The 18012-nt window shown below is 71.8% G+C and carries 20 protein-coding genes; 12 read left to right on the forward strand and 8 right to left on the reverse strand.

Annotated elements, in window-relative coordinates; genetic code table 11:
* The first annotated feature begins 2 nt into the window (after nt 1-2).
* The 6 genes from M2157_RS37335 (at nt 3) to M2157_RS37360 (ending at nt 5423) form a co-directional block, all read left to right on the forward strand.
* A complete protein-coding gene (locus M2157_RS37335) occupies nt 3-1037 on the forward strand; it encodes a segregation/condensation protein A (protein ID WP_280867400.1) in 1035 nt (344 codons plus the stop codon).
* Nucleotides 1034-1687, forward strand: a complete 654-nt coding sequence (scpB, locus tag M2157_RS37340) for an SMC-Scp complex subunit ScpB (protein WP_280856679.1) — start codon at nt 1034-1036, stop codon at nt 1685-1687. The genes M2157_RS37335 and scpB overlap by 4 nt, the downstream gene beginning before the upstream one ends.
* Nucleotides 1687-2808, forward strand: a complete 1122-nt coding sequence (locus tag M2157_RS37345; RefSeq protein WP_280856678.1) for a pseudouridine synthase — start codon at nt 1687-1689, stop codon at nt 2806-2808. Before scpB ends, M2157_RS37345 begins: the two co-directional genes overlap by 1 nt.
* Before the next feature lie 273 nt (nt 2809-3081).
* Nucleotides 3082-3615, forward strand: coding sequence for a TIGR03086 family metal-binding protein (locus M2157_RS37350; RefSeq protein WP_280856677.1), 534 nt, complete (start codon nt 3082-3084; stop codon nt 3613-3615).
* A 78-nt stretch (nt 3616-3693) separates the two neighbouring features.
* Entirely contained in the window at nt 3694-4410 is a 717-nt protein-coding gene (locus M2157_RS37355) for an NUDIX domain-containing protein (RefSeq protein ID WP_280856676.1), read from the forward strand.
* Nucleotides 4407-5423, forward strand: coding sequence for an ADP-ribosylglycohydrolase family protein (locus M2157_RS37360; protein ID WP_280856675.1), 1017 nt, complete (start codon nt 4407-4409; stop codon nt 5421-5423). Before M2157_RS37355 ends, M2157_RS37360 begins: the two co-directional genes overlap by 4 nt.
* Here M2157_RS37360 and M2157_RS37365 read toward each other — a convergent pair.
* The 3 genes from M2157_RS37365 to M2157_RS37375 are packed head-to-tail and all read right to left on the reverse strand — an operon-like array spanning nt 5420 to nt 7090.
* Nucleotides 5420-5827, reverse strand: coding sequence for a Rieske (2Fe-2S) protein (locus M2157_RS37365; protein ID WP_280856674.1), 408 nt, complete (start codon nt 5825-5827; stop codon nt 5420-5422). The genes M2157_RS37360 and M2157_RS37365 overlap by 4 nt on opposite strands.
* A complete protein-coding gene (locus M2157_RS37370; protein ID WP_280856673.1) occupies nt 5824-6405 on the reverse strand; it encodes a DUF6529 family protein in 582 nt (193 codons plus the stop codon). Before M2157_RS37370 ends, M2157_RS37365 begins: the two co-directional genes overlap by 4 nt.
* Nucleotides 6406-6427: 22 nt before the next feature.
* Nucleotides 6428-7090, reverse strand: a complete 663-nt coding sequence (locus tag M2157_RS37375; protein WP_280856672.1) for a hypothetical protein — start codon at nt 7088-7090, stop codon at nt 6428-6430.
* A 230-nt stretch (nt 7091-7320) separates the two neighbouring features.
* On the opposite strand from M2157_RS37375, the gene aroH reads away from it, so the two are divergent.
* The 5 genes from aroH (at nt 7321) to der (ending at nt 11787) form a co-directional block, all read left to right on the forward strand.
* Nucleotides 7321-7689, forward strand: coding sequence for a chorismate mutase (aroH, locus tag M2157_RS37380; RefSeq protein ID WP_062052069.1), 369 nt, complete (start codon nt 7321-7323; stop codon nt 7687-7689).
* Nucleotides 7686-8771 (forward strand): prephenate dehydrogenase, encoded by a 1086-nt coding sequence (locus tag M2157_RS37385; protein WP_280856671.1) that lies wholly within the window; start codon nt 7686-7688, stop codon nt 8769-8771. Before aroH ends, M2157_RS37385 begins: the two co-directional genes overlap by 4 nt.
* A gap of 113 nt (nt 8772-8884) precedes the next feature.
* Nucleotides 8885-9571 (forward strand): (d)CMP kinase, encoded by a 687-nt coding sequence (gene cmk, locus M2157_RS37390; RefSeq protein WP_280856670.1) that lies wholly within the window; start codon nt 8885-8887, stop codon nt 9569-9571.
* Nucleotides 9529-10230 carry a lysophospholipid acyltransferase family protein gene (locus M2157_RS37395; RefSeq protein WP_280856669.1) on the forward strand — a complete coding sequence of 234 codons (702 nt, stop codon included), beginning with the start codon at nt 9529-9531 and terminating at the stop codon, nt 10228-10230. The genes cmk and M2157_RS37395 overlap by 43 nt, the downstream gene beginning before the upstream one ends.
* Before the next feature lie 78 nt (nt 10231-10308).
* Nucleotides 10309-11787: a ribosome biogenesis GTPase Der gene (gene der, locus M2157_RS37400; RefSeq protein ID WP_280856668.1), complete on the forward strand. Its 1479-nt coding sequence runs from the start codon at nt 10309-10311 to the stop codon at nt 11785-11787.
* A 50-nt stretch (nt 11788-11837) separates the two neighbouring features.
* Here the strand turns inward: der and M2157_RS37405 are convergent, their stop codons facing one another.
* Nucleotides 11838-12158, reverse strand: coding sequence for a hypothetical protein (locus M2157_RS37405; RefSeq protein ID WP_280856667.1), 321 nt, complete (start codon nt 12156-12158; stop codon nt 11838-11840).
* 61 nt (nt 12159-12219) lie between these two features.
* Nucleotides 12220-13002: a hypothetical protein gene (locus M2157_RS37410; RefSeq protein ID WP_280856666.1), complete on the reverse strand. Its 783-nt coding sequence runs from the start codon at nt 13000-13002 to the stop codon at nt 12220-12222.
* Between the two features lie 400 nt (nt 13003-13402).
* On the opposite strand from M2157_RS37410, the gene M2157_RS37415 reads away from it, so the two are divergent.
* Nucleotides 13403-14023 (forward strand): transglycosylase family protein, encoded by a 621-nt coding sequence (locus tag M2157_RS37415; protein WP_280867401.1) that lies wholly within the window; start codon nt 13403-13405, stop codon nt 14021-14023.
* Nucleotides 14024-14052: 29 nt separating this feature from the next.
* Here the strand turns inward: M2157_RS37415 and M2157_RS37420 are convergent, their stop codons facing one another.
* The 3 genes from M2157_RS37420 to M2157_RS37430 are packed head-to-tail and all read right to left on the reverse strand — an operon-like array spanning nt 14053 to nt 17980.
* On the reverse strand, nt 14053-14712 hold the full coding sequence (locus M2157_RS37420; RefSeq protein WP_280867402.1) for an ATP-binding cassette domain-containing protein: 660 nt from the start codon (nt 14710-14712) through the stop codon (nt 14053-14055).
* The gene (locus tag M2157_RS37425; RefSeq protein WP_280867403.1) at nt 14709-17495 is read right to left on the reverse strand and encodes an ATP-binding cassette domain-containing protein; all 2787 of its coding nucleotides are present in this window, start codon (nt 17493-17495) and stop codon (nt 14709-14711) included. Before M2157_RS37425 ends, M2157_RS37420 begins: the two co-directional genes overlap by 4 nt.
* Complete coding sequence (locus tag M2157_RS37430; RefSeq protein WP_280867404.1) at nt 17495-17980, reverse strand: hypothetical protein; 486 nt, start codon at nt 17978-17980, stop codon at nt 17495-17497. Before M2157_RS37430 ends, M2157_RS37425 begins: the two co-directional genes overlap by 1 nt.
* Nucleotides 17981-18012 lie beyond the last annotated feature (32 nt).

The raw sequence follows: 18012 nt of genomic DNA on the forward strand, positions 1-18012 counted from the left end.
CTATGACCTCGAACGACGTTCCCGTGCCCGGCGGCTCCGCCGGCCGTCGGCGTGTGCTCGGCCGGGGGCCGGGGGCCGAGCCGGTCGCCTCATCGGTCGAGGTGGAGAGCGAGCCGGTCGAGGCGGAGAGCGACCTGGCCGAGGCGGAGAGCGACCTGGCCGAGGCCGAGAGCGAGCCGGTCGCCGAAGCAGAGGCTCCCGCCGGGACCGGCGAGCGGGGGGAAGCCTCCGACGGTGTCTTCAAGGTTCGGCTGGCCAACTTCGAGGGACCCTTCGATCTGCTGCTCCAGCTGATCTCGAAGCACAAGCTCGACGTCACCGAGGTGGCGCTCTCCAAGGTCACCGACGAGTTCATGGCGTACATCCGCGCCATGGGCCCGGACTGGGATCTCGACGAGACGACCGAGTTCCTCGTCGTCGCCGCCACTCTCCTCGACCTCAAGGCGGCTCGGCTGCTGCCGGCCGCGCAGGTGGAGGACGAGGCCGACCTGGCACTCCTCGAAGCGCGGGACCTGCTCTTCGCACGGCTGCTGCAGTACCGCGCCTACAAACAGATCGCCGACATCTTCAACCGGCGTCTCGACGAGGAGGCCCGGCGCTACCCCCGTACCGTCGGACTGGAACCGCACCACGCCGAGCTGCTGCCCGAGGTCGTCATCAGCATCGGGGCGGAGGGATTCGCGAAGCTCGCCGTGAAGGCGATGCAGCCGAAGCCCAAGCCGCAGGTGTACGTCGATCACATCCACGCGCCGCTGGTGAGCGTCCAGGAGCAGGCGGGGATCGTGGTCGCGCGGCTCCGGGAGCTCGGTGAGGCCAGCTTCCGTCTGCTGGTGGAGGATGCCGACGGCACCCTGACCGTCGTGGCGCGCTTTCTGGCGCTGCTGGAGCTGTATCGGGAGAAGGCCGTGGCGCTGGACCAGGAGACCGCGCTCGGGGAGCTGGTCGTGCGGTGGACCGGCGGTACGGGGGAGGCCGAGCCGGTGGTGACCGACGAGTTCGACCGACCGCCCGAGCCGCCCAAGGAGGACAAGGCGTGAGCGAGGACACCTACGAGGTGCCGGCGGGGCCGCCGGGCGTCGCCGACCTCGATCTGAAGCCGGCCCTGGAGGCCGTCCTGATGGTCGTGGACGAGCCCGCGACCGAGGAGCACCTGTCGAAGATCCTGGAGCGGCCCAAGCGGCAGATCGCCAGGGCGCTCAGGGAACTGGCCGACGACTACACCGTGCAGCGGCGCGGTTTCGAGTTGCGGTACGTCGCAGGTGGCTGGCGTTTCTACACCCGCGCCGAGTACGCCCCGGCCGTGGAGCGGTTCGTCCTGGACGGCCAGCAGGCCCGGCTCACCCAGGCGGCGCTGGAGACGCTGGCGGTGGTCGCGTACCGCCAGCCGGTCAGCCGCAGCCGGGTCTCCGCGGTGCGCGGAGTGAACTGTGACGGTGTGATGCGCACCCTTCTCCAGCGGGGTCTGGTCGCGGAGGCGGGCACGGAACCCGAAACAGGTGCGATCCTGTACGTGACGACGAACTACTTTCTGGAGCGGATGGGCCTGCGCGGTCTGGACGAGCTCCCGGAGCTCGCGCCCTTCCTCCCGGAGGCGGAGGCGATCGAGGCCGAGACCCAGGAAGCCGTACCGTCGTTCGATCCGGACGCCCCGGATTCCGAGGACGCAGACGACAAGACGGAACTTTGATGCGAAGCAGCAGCGGCAGGAACAGCAGCGGAAACAACGGCGGGAGCCGTGGTGGCAACAGCGGCGGCCGCGGCGGGAGCAGCGGTGGCCGCGGTAACTACCGCGGGGCCGGGAACGACCGCGACGACAAGCAGGGGGGCCGGCCGAAGAGGCCCCGTCCCGAGGAGCGTCGCTACGACGTGGGCCCCGACGCCACCCACGAGGGACCGAAGTCCGGGCGCGGTGCCTCCGCGCGCGGCGGTGCCAAGGGCGGGCCGAAGCAGGGCCAGAGCACCGGGCGCGGCCGTTCGGTGCCGGCGACCTCCCGCGAGTACGAGGCGCGGGCCGAGGAGCGCAACCGTGAGCGGTACGCCGGCAAGAAGGACGTGAAGCCGCCGAAGACCTTCCCGGGCGCCGAGCAGGAGGGCGAGCGGCTGCAGAAGATCCTCGCGCGCGCGGGCTACGGCTCGCGCCGGGCCTGCGAGGAGCTCATCGAGCAGGCGCGGGTCGAGGTCAACGGCGAGATCGTCCTGGAGCAGGGCAAGCGGGTCGACCCCGAGAAGGACGAGGTCAGGGTCGACGGCCTGACCGTGGCGACGCAGTCGTACCAGTTCTTCTCGCTGAACAAGCCCGCCGGTGTCGTCTCGACGATGGAGGACAACGAGGGCCGGCAGTGCCTCGGGGACTACGTCACCAACCGTGAGACGCGGCTCTTCCACGTGGGGCGGCTCGACACCGAGACCGAGGGCGTCATCCTGCTCACCAACCACGGCGAGCTGGCCCACCGGCTGACCCACCCCAAGTACGGCGTGAAGAAGGTCTACCTCGCGCACATCGTGGGCCCGATCCCGCGCGACCTGGGCAAGCAGCTCAAGGACGGCATCCAGCTGGAGGACGGGTACGCGAAGGCGGACCACTTCCGGGTCGTCGAGCAGACCGGCAAGAACTACCTCGTCGAGGTCACCCTGCACGAGGGCCGCAAGCACATCGTCCGCCGCATGCTCGCCGAGGCGGGCTTCCCGGTCGACAAGCTGGTGCGGGTCGCCTTCGGGCCCATCACCCTGGGCGACCAGAAGTCGGGCTGGCTGCGGCGGCTGTCCAACACCGAGGTCGGCATGCTGATGAAGGAAGTCGACCTGTAGTCCCCACGGACACACACGCGCGTGCGGCCGGTTCCGGAAGTCTCCGGGGCCGGCCGATGCGTTTTCGCCCTCCCCGCGGTCTGTATCCGTGACGGAAGGAGCGGGGATGGACGGAGTGGGGATGGACGCGAGGACCGGGATCCGTGACGAGGCGTGTCAGGCAGTGCTGGAGGGCCCTGAGCGGCCTTCCCGGTCCGGCAGATCCCCGCGGGCCCAGGAGAGCCCTGTGGGGCCGCTGAGGGGCTGCTGCGGCAGTCCGGCGGAGGCGCTGTCATGAGCGCCGGGGAACTGCTGGAGCGCTCGCTGGCCTATTCGCTGGGCAGCGTGGCGGGGACGAAGGCCGTGAGCCTCGGCAGGGCCACGCCGTGTGCCGAGTGGAATCTCGAGGAGTTGCTGGGCCATCTCGACGACTCCCTGGACGCGCTGTACGAGGGGCTGACCGGCGGGCGGATCGGCCTGCTCCCGCACGCCGACCGGGTCTGCGGCTTCCGCACGCGCGCGTGTGCCGTGCTCGGCGCCTGGGCCGCCGGCCCGCCGGAGGACGTGCTGGTGGGTGAACGGCCGCTGGACGTGCGGGTGATGGCCGCCGTCGGCGCCGTCGAGATCACCGTGCACGGGTGGGACGTGGCCCGGGCCTGCGGACAGCAGTGGCCCATTCCGGAGGGCCTCGCGGCCGAACTGCTCTCCGTCGCCCAGTGCGTGGTGGGGGAGGAGGACCGGGGCGTGCGGTTCGCCGAACCGGTCGCCGTGCCGTCCCGCGCGCGGCCTGAGACACGGCTTCTCGCCTTCCTGGGGCGGCGCCTCTAGGGGCTTGTGGAACACGCTCGCGCTCTTTATAGTCGTAAGGACTATTAGTCATGATGACCATAAAGGGGGCGGGCGCGAGTGGACTACGACAAGTACGCCCACGAACCCTTCGCCGTCACCGTCGACCTCGCCGTCCTCACCGTCGCGGAAGGCGCCCTGCACGCGCTGCTCGTCGAGCGGGGGCAGGAGCCGTACGCCGGACACTGGGCGCTGCCCGGCGGGTTCGTGCACCCGGACGAGTCCGCGGAGACGGCGGCCCGGCGCGAACTCGCCGAGGAGACCGGGCTGTCGGACGTCTCCGGGCTGCATCTGGAACAGCTGCGGACCTACAGCGAGCCCGACCGCGACCCCCGGATGCGGGTCGTCTCCGTCGCGTTCGCCGCGCTGCTCCCCGACCCGCCCGAGCCGCACGGCGGCAGCGACGCGGCCGAGGCCCGCTGGGTGCCGTACGACAAGGCGGGGCCGCTCGCCTTCGACCACGACCGCATCCTGGCCGACGCCCATGAACTCGTGGGAGCCAAGCTCGAGTACACCTGCCTCGCCACCGCCTTCTGCCCGCCCGAGTTCACCCTCGGCGAGCTCCAGCAGGTGTACGAGACCGTGTGGGGCACCACCCTCGACCGGCCCAACTTCCGCCGCAAGGTGCTCGCCACGCCCGGCTTCGTCGAGGCCGTCCCCGGCGCCGCACGTCTGACCGGCGGCCGCGGCAAACCGGCCGCGCTCTACCGCGCGGGACCGGCCACCGCCCTGCACCCCCCTCTCCTCCGACCGTCCCCGGAAGGACGCCCCGCATGACCACGATCCTGACCAAACGCGCCGCCACCGGAACACTCGTCGGCCTCGCCCTCGGGGACGCCCTCGGCTTCCCGACCGAGTTCAACGACGTGCGGTCGATCCTCGCCAAGTGCGGGCCGTGGCGGGAGATGGAGCTGTGCACGCCGGCCGTCGTCAGCGACGACACCCAGATGACGCTCGCGGTGGGAAGGGGGCTGCGCGCGGCGATGGACCGGGGTGTGCTCGGGCCCGAGATGGCGGAACCGGTCCGTCGGGAGTTCATCGCGTGGAACCGCTCCCCGGAGAACAACCGCGCCCCCGGCAACACCTGTCTCAGGGCCTGCGACCTGCTGGAGCGCACCGATCTGCCCTGGCAGCACGCCAGCCAGATCGGCTCCAAGGGCTGCGGCGCCAACATGCGCGTGGCACCCGTCGGACTCGTCCCCGGCCTCAGTGAGGAACAGCGCGCGGGCGCCGCCCAGTTGCAGTCCGCGCTCACCCACGGCCACCCGACCGCGCTCGCCGCCTCCGACCTCACCGCGCGTGGCGTGCGGCTGCTCCTGCAGGGAGCCGAGCCGGGCGAACTGGTCGGGCTGCTGCGGACGTACGCCCTGGTGAACCGGGGGCAGTACCACGAGCGTTGGCTCGGCGACCTGTGGACTCACAGCCACGATGCGACGCCCGGGCAGTTCATGGCCCGGGGCTGGGACGAGTGCCTGGCGATCCTCGACCGGCTCGACGACGCCGTGCGCACCGCCTCGCCCGAGGAGGACCCGTGTCTGGCCACCGGGGCGGGCTGGATCGCCGAAGAAGCCCTGGCGACCGGGCTGTTGTGCTTCCTGCAGTTCCCCGACGCGCCGCTGACGGCCCTGCGGCGGGCCGCGTGCAGCTCCGGCGACTCCGACTCGATCGCCTGCCTGACGGGCGCCTTCGCAGGCGCCCACCTGGGGGCGGACGCCTGGCCGGCCGAGTGGGCCGACCGCATCGAGTACGGCAGCGAGCTGGTGACACTCGGGGCGCTCTGGGACGCCTAGGCGAGCTGGATCGAGTCCCCGCTGACCTTGATCTGCTTCTCGGGCAGCGGCTTGTTGGCCGGCGGGTTGGCCACCGAGCCGTCCGTGATGTTGAACTTGCTGCCGTGGCAGGGGCAGTTGATCGTGCCGCCGGACACGCTGGTCACCTGGCAGCCCTGGTGGGTGCAGATGTCCGAGAAGGCCTTGAACTCGCCCTCCTTCGGCTGGGTGACGACGACCTTCTCGTCCTTGAAGATCTTCCCGCCGCCGACCGGGATCTCGCTGGTCTTCGCCAGTTCGGTGCCGGCCTCCACCGAACTGGACCCGGAGTCGCTGTTCTCGTTGCCGTACTCGCCGCAGCCGACGGTCAGCGCGGCCGCGCCCGTCGTGAGAAGGATCGTGCGCCGCGTCGGGCTGTGCGTCATGTCGTGACTCCGAAGGTGCGGAAGAACCAGAGGGCCGAGGTCAGCCAGAGGATCGTGAGCGCGGTGAAGACGAGCCCGCCCACGATCGGCAGCAGCCAGCCGGGAAGTCGCTCCGAGCGGAGCAGCAGCATCTTGGCACTGAACACACCGAAGAAGAAGCAACCCAGGAGGGAGTGCCACAGAACGCGTGATTCGTACGACTGGAAGCCCAGCGCGTACAGACAGTGCACCGCGACCGGCACCGCGACCAGGAAGGCCACGCGGCCGGACCAGCGGTGCAGGGTGGCGGACCAGCTCGGGCCCGGCAGCTTGCCGTACACCATCAGGGCCGAGACGAGCTGCACGAGCGCGAAGAAGAACGCGACCGTCGCGAGCCACGACTTCACCGCGCCCGTGCTGCTGAAGCCGGCGAGGTTGAAGGCCGTCCCCGTCGGGTCGTGGACCTTGCCGTACGCGCCCAGGGCGACGGCCACCGCGGCGGCCACGAGGGCGGGGATCAGATAGCGGGCCGGGCCGGGACGGCGCTCGGGTTCGGGCGAGGGCCAGCTCTGGGTGGCCGCGTTAGGGTCGACGGTCATGATCGGCTCCCTCGGGCGGAGGTCAGGGGGTTACCGGACGGGCCGTGAGCTGCTGTCCGTCGACCGTCACCGCACCGGTCTCCGGGTCGATCTTCGGTGCCGGGGAGGGCTTGCCGTCGCGCTTGAGGATGCCGACCTGCTCGCCGTCCGGAAGAACGATCCAGCCGCCTTCGATCTTCGCGCCGGCCACCGTGCTGTTCGCCCGGTAGAGCCCGGACGACTTCTTCGCCTTGCCGATGGTGAAGGCGTAGCTCCCGCTGCCGACATTGGCCGTGCCGCGGATCTCCTTGGTCCCCTTCACCGTGCCGTCCAGGCTCGCGCCGCCCTTGCCGGTGAGCCGCAGACTGCCGTCGTCCTTCACCTCACCCTGCAGCCACGACTCGATGTTGTGGCCGTCGCAGACGTACGCGATCGCCTTGTCGTCGCGCACGGTGATCGCGACCGCGGACGAGTCGTCGTCGGTACGGCCCGTGTAGACGCCCTCGGGCACGGGGGTCCGTGACGGGGACGGGCTGGGCGGCGCGGACGTCTGTGCCGGTGCGGTGCTCGGTGACGCCTTGGTGCTCGGTGACGGCTTCACGGACGCCGACGTGGGCTTCTCTCCCGTCGTGGCGTTGAGCGAGAGCATGAACAGGCCGACCAGCAATCCCGTGAGCAGTGTCAGCAACGGTCCGGAACGCTTCATGTATGGGGCCTCCCCCGAGGCGAGTTTCCTGCCATCAGAGCGGACCCGGGGCCCCGAGTCCAGAGGCGCACAGGGGTGTTCTCACCCCAAGTAGCGGAACTGGGACATTCGGGTGACATTGGCACGGTCCGGGAAGCCATCTCAGGGTGCGGGCGCCGCGCACCCGCCCCTCGCGGGCTGACTAGGCTGGATGGCCAGGAGCCGAACGAACATCAGCAAGGAGCAACGCCGTGGCGGTACGAGCGGTCCGGGGCGCCGTCCAACTCGAAAAGGACGAGGCCGGCCACATGGACGAGCAGGTCGGGGCGCTGCTCACCGCCATCATGGAGCGGAACGAGCTGACCGCGGACGACCTGATCAGCATCTGGTTCACGGCCACGCCCGATCTGCACAGCGACTTTCCCGCGGCCGCGGCCCGCAAGCTGGGCACCGGCTTCGCCGATGTGCCGCTGATCTGCGCCCAGGAACTCGACATCGAGGGAGCCATGCCCCGCGTCGTCCGTGTTCTCGCGCACATAGAGTCCGACCGGCCCCGCGCCGACATCGCGCACGTCTACCTCGGCGCCGCGGCCGCCCTGCGCAAGGACATCGCCCAGTGAGGACCGCACTCGTCGTCGGGACCGGACTGATCGGGACGTCCGCCGCGCTGGCGTTGGCGGGGCGGGGCGTCACCGTCCACCTCGCCGACCACGATCCCGAGCAGGCCCGTACGGCCGCCGCGCTCGGAGCGGGTACGGACGAGGCGCCCGCGGGGCCCGTCGACCTCGCGATCGTCGCCGCACCGCCCGCGCATGTGGCCGGGGTGCTCGCCGACGCGATGCGGCGCGGGGTGGCTCGCGGATACATCGACGTGGCCAGCGTGAAGGGCGGGCCGCGGCGGGAGCTGGAAGGGCTGGGGCTCGACCTCTCCTCGTACATCGGTACGCATCCGATGTCCGGGCGGGAGAAGTCCGGACCGCTGGCCGCCTCCGGCGATCTCTTCGAGGGGCGACCCTGGGTGCTGACCCCCACCCGGGACACCGACACCGAGGTGCTCAATCTCGCGCTGGAGCTGGTCTCGCACTGTCGTGCCGTGCCGGTGGTCATGGACGCCGACGCCCACGACCGTGCTGTGGCGCTTGTCTCGCACATGCCTCACCTGGTGTCCAGCATGGTCGCCGCGCGGCTCGAGCACGCCGAGGAGGCCGCCGTACGCCTGTGTGGGCAGGGGATCCGGGATGTGACCCGGATCGCCGCGTCGGATCCCGGGATGTGGATCGACATCCTCTCCGCGAACCCGGGGCCGGTGGCCGATCTGCTCTCCGATGTCGCCGGGGATCTGGAGGAGACGGTGCGGGCGCTGCGGGCGTTGCAGTCCGCGGACGAGGCGAAGCGGCTCGAGGGCACGTCCGGGATCGAGGACATGCTGCGGCGGGGGAACGCCGGGCAGGTCCGGGTGCCCGGCAAACACGGGTCCGCTCCTCGGGTGTACGAGGTCGTGGCCGTGCTCATCGACGACCAGCCGGGGCAGCTGGCCCGCATCTTCGCGGATGCCGGGCGGGCGGGGGTCAATATCGAGGATGTGCGGATCGAGCATGCGACCGGGCAGCAGGCGGGGCTGGTGCAGCTGATGGTCGAGCCGTCGGCGGCGCCGGTGCTGGCGGCGTCGTTGCGGGAGCGGGGCTGGGCCATCCGGCAGTAGGCCGGCCTCGAGACGAGGGCGTCCGGACGAGTGACGCGCACCCAGTAACCTTGTGCGGGGCACCGTCGCGTCCCCACACCACTCGCCAGACCGCACCCGAAAGGTGTCCCCCCGTGGAAAACGGCGCCGCCCAGCCCGTGATTGTCGCCATAGACGGCCCCTCCGGCACGGGCAAGTCGAGCACCTCGAAGGCTGTCGCCGCGCAGCTGGGTCTGAGCTACCTGGACACCGGGGCCCAGTACCGGGCGATCACCTGGTGGATGGTGACCAACGGGATCGACATCGACGACCCCTCCGCGATCGCCGCCGTGGCGGGCAAGGCGGAGATCGTCTCCGGCACCGACCCGGAGAACCCGACGATCACGGTGGACGGCACCGACGTGGCCGGTCCGATCCGGACCCAGGAGGTCACCTCCAAGGTCAGCGCGGTGAGCGCCGTGCCCGAGGTGCGGGCCCGGATCACCGAGCTGCAGCGGTCGCTGGCGACCTCGGCGGAGAAGGGCATGGTCGTCGAGGGGCGGGACATCGGCACGACCGTGCTGCCCGACGCCGACCTCAAGGTCTTCCTCACCGCCTCGCCCGAGGCCCGCGCCGCGCGCCGCAGCGGGGAGCTCAAGGGTGCCGACGTCAACGCCACTCGCGAGGCCCTGATCAAGCGGGACGCGGCCGACTCCAGCCGGAAGACCTCGCCGCTCGCCAAGGCGGACGACGCGGTCGAGGTGGACACCACCGAGCTCACCCTCGCGCAGGTCATCGAGTGTGTCGTCACCCTCGTCGAGGAGAAGCGGGCCGGGAAGTGAGTACGGACTCCTCCGGCAGGGTGGCTTCGCGGAAGGGCGCCGAGGTCGGGCGGCGGATCGGCGTCGGGCTGATGTACGGGCTGTGGAAGCCGCGTGTGCTCGGCGCCTGGAGGATGCCCGCGACCGGGCCCGCGATCCTCGCCGTCAATCACTCCCACAACATCGACGGCCCGATGGTCATGGGCGTGTCACCCCGGCCGACGCACTTCCTGATCAAGAAGGAAGCGTTCATCGGCCCGCTGGATCCCTTCCTGACGGCCATCGGGCAGGTCAAGGTGGACCGCTCGGTGGCCGACCGCGGGGCGATCACCCGAGCCCTCGATGTCCTCAAGGCCGGCGGGGTGCTCGGTATCTTCCCGGAGGGCACCCGGGGCGAGGGCGATTTCGCCTCCCTGCGGGCCGGGCTCGCGTACTTCGCGGTGCGCAGCGGGGCACCGGTCGTTCCGGTCGCCGTGCTGGGAAGCTCCGAGAAGCCGGGACGGTTGATAAGGGGGCTGCCTCCGCTGCGCAGCCGGGTCGACGTCGTCTTCGGCGACCCCTTCGAGGCGGGCGACGGCAGCGGACTGCGTACGCGCAAGGCGCTCGACGAGGCGACCGAGCGCATCCAGAAGCAGCTCAGCGCCCACCTGGAAAACGCCAGGCGCCTGACCGGGCGCTAGGCGACACTGAGTAGTGGATCAATCCGGCGGAACAACCGGGGGTCCACCGATCACCACGATGAACGAGGTACGGACTTCATGAACGACCACATCCACTCCGAGGGCTCTTCCGAAGAGCACGACCACGGAGCGCTTGGCGATGCCGAGTACGCGGAGTTCATGGAGCTCGCCGCGGAAGAGGGCTTCGACCTCGAGGACGTCGAGGGGGCCATCGAGGCGGCCGGGCACGGTCCGCTGCCCGTGCTCGCCGTCGTAGGCCGCCCCAATGTCGGCAAGTCGACTCTGGTGAACCGCATCATCGGCCGCCGCGAGGCCGTCGTGGAGGACAAGCCCGGCGTCACCCGCGACCGTGTCACCTACGAGGCCGAGTGGGCGGGGCGCCGCTTCAAGGTCGTCGACACCGGCGGCTGGGAGCAGGACGTCCTCGGCATCGACGCCTCCGTGGCCGCCCAGGCCGAGTACGCGATCGAGGCCGCCGACGCCGTCGTGTTCGTCGTCGACGCCAAGGTCGGCGCGACCGACACCGACGAGGCGGTCGTACGACTGCTGCGCAAGGCCGGCAAGCCCGTGGTGCTGTGCGCCAACAAGGTCGACGGGCCGAGCGGCGAGGCCGACGCGTCCTACCTCTGGTCCCTCGGGCTCGGTGAGCCGCATCCGGTCTCGGCGCTGCACGGCCGGGGCACCGGCGACATGCTCGACTCCGTTCTGGAGGCGCTGCCGGAGGCCCCCGAGCAGAGCTTCGGCACCGCGATCGGCGGGCCGCGCCGCATCGCCCTGATCGGCCGCCCGAACGTCGGCAAGTCCTCGCTGCTGAACAAGGTGGCCGGCGAGGAGCGGGTCGTCGTCAACGAGATCGCCGGCACCACCCGTGACCCGGTCGACGAACTCATCGAGCTCGGCGGTGTCACCTGGAAGTTCGTCGACACGGCCGGTATCCGCAAGCGGGTCCACCTCCAGCAGGGCGCCGACTACTACGCCTCGCTGCGCACCGCCGCCGCGGTCGAGAAGGCCGAGGTGGCGGTCATCCTGATCGACGGCTCCGAGTCCATCTCTGTCCAGGACCAGCGGATCGTCACCATGGCCGTCGACGCGGGCCGCGCGATCGTCCTCGCCTACAACAAGTGGGACACCCTCGACGAGGAGCGCCGCTACTACCTGGAGCGGGAGATCGAGACCGAGCTCGGCCAGGTCGCCTGGGCGCCGCGGGTCAACGTCTCGGCGCGCACCGGCCGCCACATGGAAAAGCTGGTCCCCGCGATCGAGACGGCTCTGGCGGGCTGGGAGACGCGGGTCCCGACCGGCCGCCTCAACGCCTTCCTCGGCGAGCTGGTGGCCGCCCACCCGCACCCGATCCGGGGCGGCAAGCAGCCGCGCATCCTCTTCGGCACCCAGGCCGGCACCAAGCCGCCGCGGTTCGTGCTCTTCGCCTCCGGGTTCATCGAGGCGGGCTACCGGCGTTTCATCGAGCGCCGGCTGCGTGAGGAGTTCGGCTTCGAGGGCACCCCGATCCACATCTCGGTGCGGGTGCGCGAGAAGCGCGGCGCGAAGAAGAAGTGACGGACGCATGAGGAAGGGCGGCCCCGATCGGGGCCGCCCTTCCTCATGCGTCAGACCCCTCTGCGCGGAGGTGGCAGCGCCGCCGGGACGTGGCGCATCCCGGTGTGCTGCTGCCCGAGGTGTCCCACCCGCTGCCACTGCGACTGCTGGCGGGCACTGAACGCACCCGTGCTGTAGGCGCTGTACGAGCTGCTGAACGAGCCCGAGGCGTGCGGGGTGTTCCCGAACGCGGTGAAGCCCAGCTCCTCCTCGCCGCTGCGGTCACCCGGCAGCGTACGGAAGGTCTTGACGTACTCGGAGTAGAGCGCGTCGTAGATCGGCGTGGCCGATGGTCCGCCGGGAAACCGGCGCGGAGCGTCGTATGGGTGCACGTATGTCCAAACGACACCGGGACCTCGGGGATGCGGTCCGGCGTGATCCTTCAGCCGGTTGTCAGGTCCCGGCGAGCGGCATCGCGGCCGCGACCAGCTTGCCGTTCGCCGCCGCCTTGTCGAGCGCGTCCCGCAGCAGGTCCTCCCGGGGCTGGCGTCCGATGGAGCCCACCGGGGCCGCGAACATCAGCACCTGCTGGTGCTTGTTGGCGGCGGCCCGCCAGGTCTCGGTGACCTGGAGCGGCTGGTGCGCCTGCCACCAGGCCACCGGCTGCCCGCCGTTCGGCGACGGCTGGAGCACGGCGTGCAGCTGGCCCACCGCAAGCAGTACCGACCACCCGTGCAGAACGGACGGCACCGACTCGATCGCCGTCAGCGGCATGAACCCCTGCTCGATCAGCAGCGGCAGGAAGTCGTCGCCGAGCCCCGTCGCGCCCGGCCGCACGATCGGCCCGGTCGGCTCCACGACCAGCGCCGGGTGCAGCTCCCCGGCGATCAGGATCAGCCCGCTGGTCACCCCGAGCACCGCCTGCTCGGGTACGACCTTGTCCGGGTCCAGATCGACCGTGTCGCCGGTGATGGACTTCACCGCGCCCCGGAGCTGCTCCTCGGTGACCTGGACGACCTGTGAGGGCAGGCAGCTGGCGTGGGCGAAGGCCAGGACGGCGGTCTCGTCGCCGATGAACAGGACGGTGCTGGTGCGCTCCTGCGCGGAGTCGCCCTGGGTGCGGCAGGACGTGCAGTCGTAGCTGCCGGGGGCGTTCTCTCCGGCGAGCAGCCGGTCGGCTTCTTCGTCGCCGATCTCGGCGCGAACCTCGTCGCTGACGTCGAGCATGCGCGGCACGGGTGACTCCCTCGGGAAGCGGTGCCCGGGTGGGTCCCGGGCTCATGAAGAAGACAACGGGCGATCTGTGGCGGGAGTCACGCCCCAGGGCGAACGGAATCGAACCATCCACCGCGCAGGGTCACCTCGGCCACGGAATCGGGCACTCAGTGTCAAGTCGTTGGAAACGCAAGGAAGTTGGTTGCGTGAAGTGGGTCACAGATCGACTGGGTGACTGGTCGACAAATCAGGAAATCAGCGAATGAAGTGGGTGGCCGAAAAATGCTGATACTCGCGGTAACGGCCAACCGGCCTGGAAGGACAGGGCGTTGGTTGCTGACGCCTCCACAGGCTCTCTACATTTCTCCGCCGTGTGCAACGAGCACCGCTCGGGACCCCGAGTCCTTCGAGAGGGAAATTCATGTCCGAATGTGCTGATACCACGCGCGACAACGCTCGTAAGACCCGAACCACCGCGGCCCTGGCCGGGGCCGCCCTGCTCGCCCCGCTCGGACTGCTGGCCGCGGCCGGCAACTCCGCGGCGGCGGACGGCGGAGTATGGGACCGCATCGCCCAGTGCGAGAGCGGCGGGAACTGGCACATCAACACCGGAAACGGCTACTACGGAGGACTCCAGTTCTCCGCCGGCACCTGGCGCGCCTACGGCGGTACGGCCTACGCGCCCACCGCCGACCAGGCCACCGAGGCGCAGCAGATCGCGGTGGCCACCAAGGTGCAGCGCGCCCAGGGGTGGGGCGCCTGGCCGACCTGCTCGGCACGCGCCGGGGCGTACGGCAGCGCGCCCGCCGCCTCGTCCGAGACCAAGGCCGCTCCTTCCAAGCCGGCGAAGACGCCGACCCGTTCGGAGAGCCACACCAACCGCAACGCGTCCCGTGGCGACTACACCGTCCGCTCGGGCGACACGCTCGGCAAGGTCGCCGCCCGGCACGGGACCACCTGGCAGAAGGTCTACGCCGCCAACAAGGCGGTCATCGGCGCCGATCCCGACCTGATCGTGCCCGGCCAGCGCCTCGCGATCTGAGAGCTCCCCCGTGGGCGCGAACGGGGTGGTCAGCCCCGTTCGCGCCGCAGCTCCGCCGCCTCTCCGCTGAACACGACCACACCGCGCCGCAGTTCGTACACGATCGCCGTCCTGCCGTGCAGCGCGGGTGGGAGCCGTTGCTCGGCCACGACCACGCACGCGTCCAGTGCGGCCAGCAGTTCGTACGTGCGGGCCGCGACCGCGGGGGACATGCCTTGCGCGGGTTCGTCGACGAGGACCACGCGTGCGCGTGCCAGGAGGGCCCGGGAGACCGCGAGCATGCGTTGTTCGCCGCCCGAGAGGGTGCCGGCACGGCGGGGGAGCAGGTGGGCGAGCTGGGGGTAGGCGTCCAGGGCCAGGTCGTGGGCGGGGCCGGCCAGTTCGAGGTTCTCGCGGACCGTGAGGGAGCCGAACACCGACTGGCGTTCGGGGACCAGGCACAGACCGCGGCGGGCCCGCTCGTACGCCGGTAGGCGGGTCACGTCGGTGCCGTCCCACACGACGCTGCCGTCGGTGAGCGGCACTGTTCCGGCCAGGGCGCGCAGAGTCGTCGTACGGCCGGAGCCGTTGCGGCCCAGCAGGACGGTGAGGCCGGGGCCCGGGGCGGTGAGGGTGATGCCGTGCAGGGCCTCCAGGGGGCCGTAGCGCACGCGCGCGTGGCGCAGGGAGATGGCCGTGACGGCTGTCATACGGCGGTCTCCCGGGCGTCGAGGGTGTCCAGCACGTGGGCCGGAGGGCCGGAGGCGATGATGCGGCCCGCGGCCATGACGTGCACGACGTCCGCGAGGCCGGCGACCAGGTCGAGGTCGTGTTCGACGACGAGGAGGGCGGTACCGTCGGCTGCGAGGGCCCTGAGGACGCGGGCCAGGGCGGTCACCTCGGCGGTGTCGAGGCCGGCGGCGGGTTCGTCGAGGAGGAGGACGCTCGGGGTGCCGGCGAGGGCCCTGGCGAGTTCCACCCGGCGGAGGGTGCCGGTGGGGAGGTCGGCCGCGCGGGCGTCGCTGAGGGGGCCGTCGAGGCCGAACAGCCTCAGGGCGCGGTCCACTGCGGCCGGGTCCGTCGTCCTGCCCTGCTCGGCGCCCACCCGGACGTTCTCGGCCACGGTCAATGTGGGGAAGACCGCGAGTTGTTGGAAGGTGCGGGCGATACCCAGGCGGGTCCGGGCGTGGGCGGGCAGGCGCGTGATGTCGCGGTTGCCGAAGCGGACCCGGCCGTGGGAGGGGCGGACCGTGCCTGCCAGGCAGTGGAAGAGAGTGGTCTTTCCGGCGCCGTTGGGGCCGATGAGCGCGGTGATTCTGCCGGGTGGGACGGTGAGGTCGACGCCGTCGAGGGCGGTGAAGCCGTCGTAGCGGGCCTGGAGGTTGTGCGTGGTGAGAACCGCCCGGCCCTCGGCCGGTGGCCCTGGTGGGCGTGAAGCGCCGTCGGCGGCGTGCGGTGGAGGGGGTTGGCTCCGACGGGGCGTGCCTTGTCCGGCACCGTCGGGATCCGCTCGGCGGGGCATGCCGGGTCGGGCGGTGCCGGGACCCGCCGTCGGGGTGTTCGCCGTAGCGGCGGGGAGAGCGGTGCTCGGCTCCTGGCCGTGCGTCGCGCCAGTGCCCGATGCCGCCGTCGGGGGCGCCGCGGTCCGCAGCACCCGTTGCAGTCGTCTCCGTGCCTGGAGGCCCGTCGCCGTCAGTCTTGCCTCCCGTCGTGGCCGCAGCCTGCGCACCGCCTCGTACGGCCCCCCGGGAATCCGCCCCACCAGCACCGCCAGTACCCCGATCAGTGCCGCCGCCACCCCTCCCCGTGCCCCCGCGTCCAGGCCGACCAGGAGAGCCGCCGCGGCCAGGGCGCCCAGGGTGCTGTCGGCGCCCAGGACGACCACCGCCGCGAACCAAAGAAGGCCGCGGACGGGGTCGTAGGCGGTGGGGTCGAAGGCGCGCAGGCCCATGCCGAGCATTCCGCCGCCCAGGGCGGCCAGGGCGGCGCCCGCCACGAAGGCGAGCAGCTTCAGCGCGGGGACCCGGACGCCTGCCGCCGACGCTCCGGACTCGTGGTCGCGCATGGCGGCCAGCGCCCTGCCCGTACGGCCTCGGCGCAACGCGTGGGTCGTCAGGAGGGCGAGCGTCAGCAGGGCCAACTCCAGGACGTAGTAAGCGCGGTCGCCCCCGAAGCCCGCCGGGCGGTCCAGGGACAGGCCGGACGTGGCGTACGGCTGGGCGAAGACGAAGCGGCTCACGCCGACGCCGACCGCGAAGGTCGCGAGGGCCAGCGCCAGCCCCCGGCGGGTGATCGCCGGCCAGCCGGTCAGGAGGCCCAGGGGGGCCACCAGGACCACCGCCAGCGCCAGCGCCGCCAGTTCCGGCAGCCGGGGAAGGCCCGGGAAGCGCCCCGCCGCCAGCAGGGCTGTGAACAGGGCACCCAGGCCCGCGTAGGCCGCTTGCCCGAGGGAGATCTGGCCGCCCCGGCCCGTCACGACCACCAGGGAGAGCAGTACGACGCCCAGCGCCGGGACCTGCACCGAGGTGTGCAGGTCCGAGCCCGCGAAACCCAGCGGGATCAGGAAGAGGATCACGGCGACGATCCATGCGCCCTGAGGCGTCGGCACGCGCGCGGTGGCCGTCCGGGGGAGCGCGTCCCGGGCGCCGATGCGGGGGAGTGCCAGGCACGCGACGAGGAGGGCCACGACGAACAGGTTCGCCCCCACCGCCTGGAGCAACGGTTCGGCCCGGCCCGAGGGGTGCAGCCGGGTCAGCTGGCTCTGGGCCACCCCGATGCCCAGCGCCACCACCACGGCCACCGGCAGGCTGCGCATCCGCGCGGCCACCGCCACCGCCACCACCTCCATGACGAGCAGGGGCAGCCCGTACGGGTCCAGGCGGACGTACGGGGCCAGCAGGACGCCCGTCAGGCCCGCGGTGAACGCTCCGAACGCCCAGCCGGCCGCCGCCACCCGGTCGGCGTCGATCCCGCCGAGCACGGCCAGCCCGCGGTCGTCCACGACGGCCCGCAGCTCCCGTCCGAAGCGCGTCCACCGGATCACCGCGCCCACGCCGGCCGCCAGGACCAGGACGACCGCCAGCTGCCCCCAGGGATCCGCGGACACCAACTCCGGAGCGTCGTCCCGAGCGCCCTGGCCCCACAGCAGCGCGGCCCCGCCCACCAGCAGCACGAAGACCCCGATGGAGGCCACCAGCGTCTGGGCCGGATCGCCGCCCAGGACGGACAGCGGCCGGAAGACGAAACGCTCCAGCACCACGCCCATCACCGGCGCCAGGATCAGCAGGGTCACCACCGCCCCGGCCCACAGCGGCCAGCCCCACTCCACCACGCACTGCCGCAGCGCGTACGCGCACACCATCGCGATCGCCCCGTGCGCGAAGTTCAGCACCCCGGTCGCGCGGTACGTCACGATCAGGCCGACTCCCGTGAGCGCGGCCGCGCTGCCGACCGACAACCCGGCGAGAGTGAGGTCGTAGGTCAGCGACGACATCAGTCGGTTTCCTCGACCGGCTCGCAGATCGGACAGGGACCCAGCTCCCCGCTCGCCAGGAGCTTGGCGTCCACCGGGACCGACTCCACCTTCCCGGCGACCAGCGGGCAGTCCGCGCGGTGCCAGAGCGTGCCACCGGGCACCATCAGCAGGTCCCCGCTGACCGCCAGGGGCGCGCCGGCCGCCGTGCCGGACTCGTCGGCCTCAGCGGGCTCCGCGGGCTCTGCGGCGACCAGGAGGCCGTACAGCTCCTCCACACGCGCGGCGGCGAGCGCGCCCCGGCCGTGGGTGAGGAGCACCGCCCCGGCGACGATCAGCGCGGCGCCGGGCACCGTGCAGGAGGCGAGGTAGGGCAGCTGCCGCTCGGCCCAACGCTCGCCCGAGACGCCGTACCAGCCGACGACGCACAGCACCGCGCCCGCGGCGAGCGCGGCCCAGCCGGCCCACAGGACGGGGTGCACGGTCCGCAGTCGGGCTGTCCGCATCTCTGGCTCCCACATGTCGCGTGCCTGGCCGC

Origin of the sequence: Streptomyces sp. SAI-127 (assembly GCF_029894425.1) — a bacterium.
Lineage (GTDB): Bacteria > Actinomycetota > Actinomycetes > Streptomycetales > Streptomycetaceae > Streptomyces.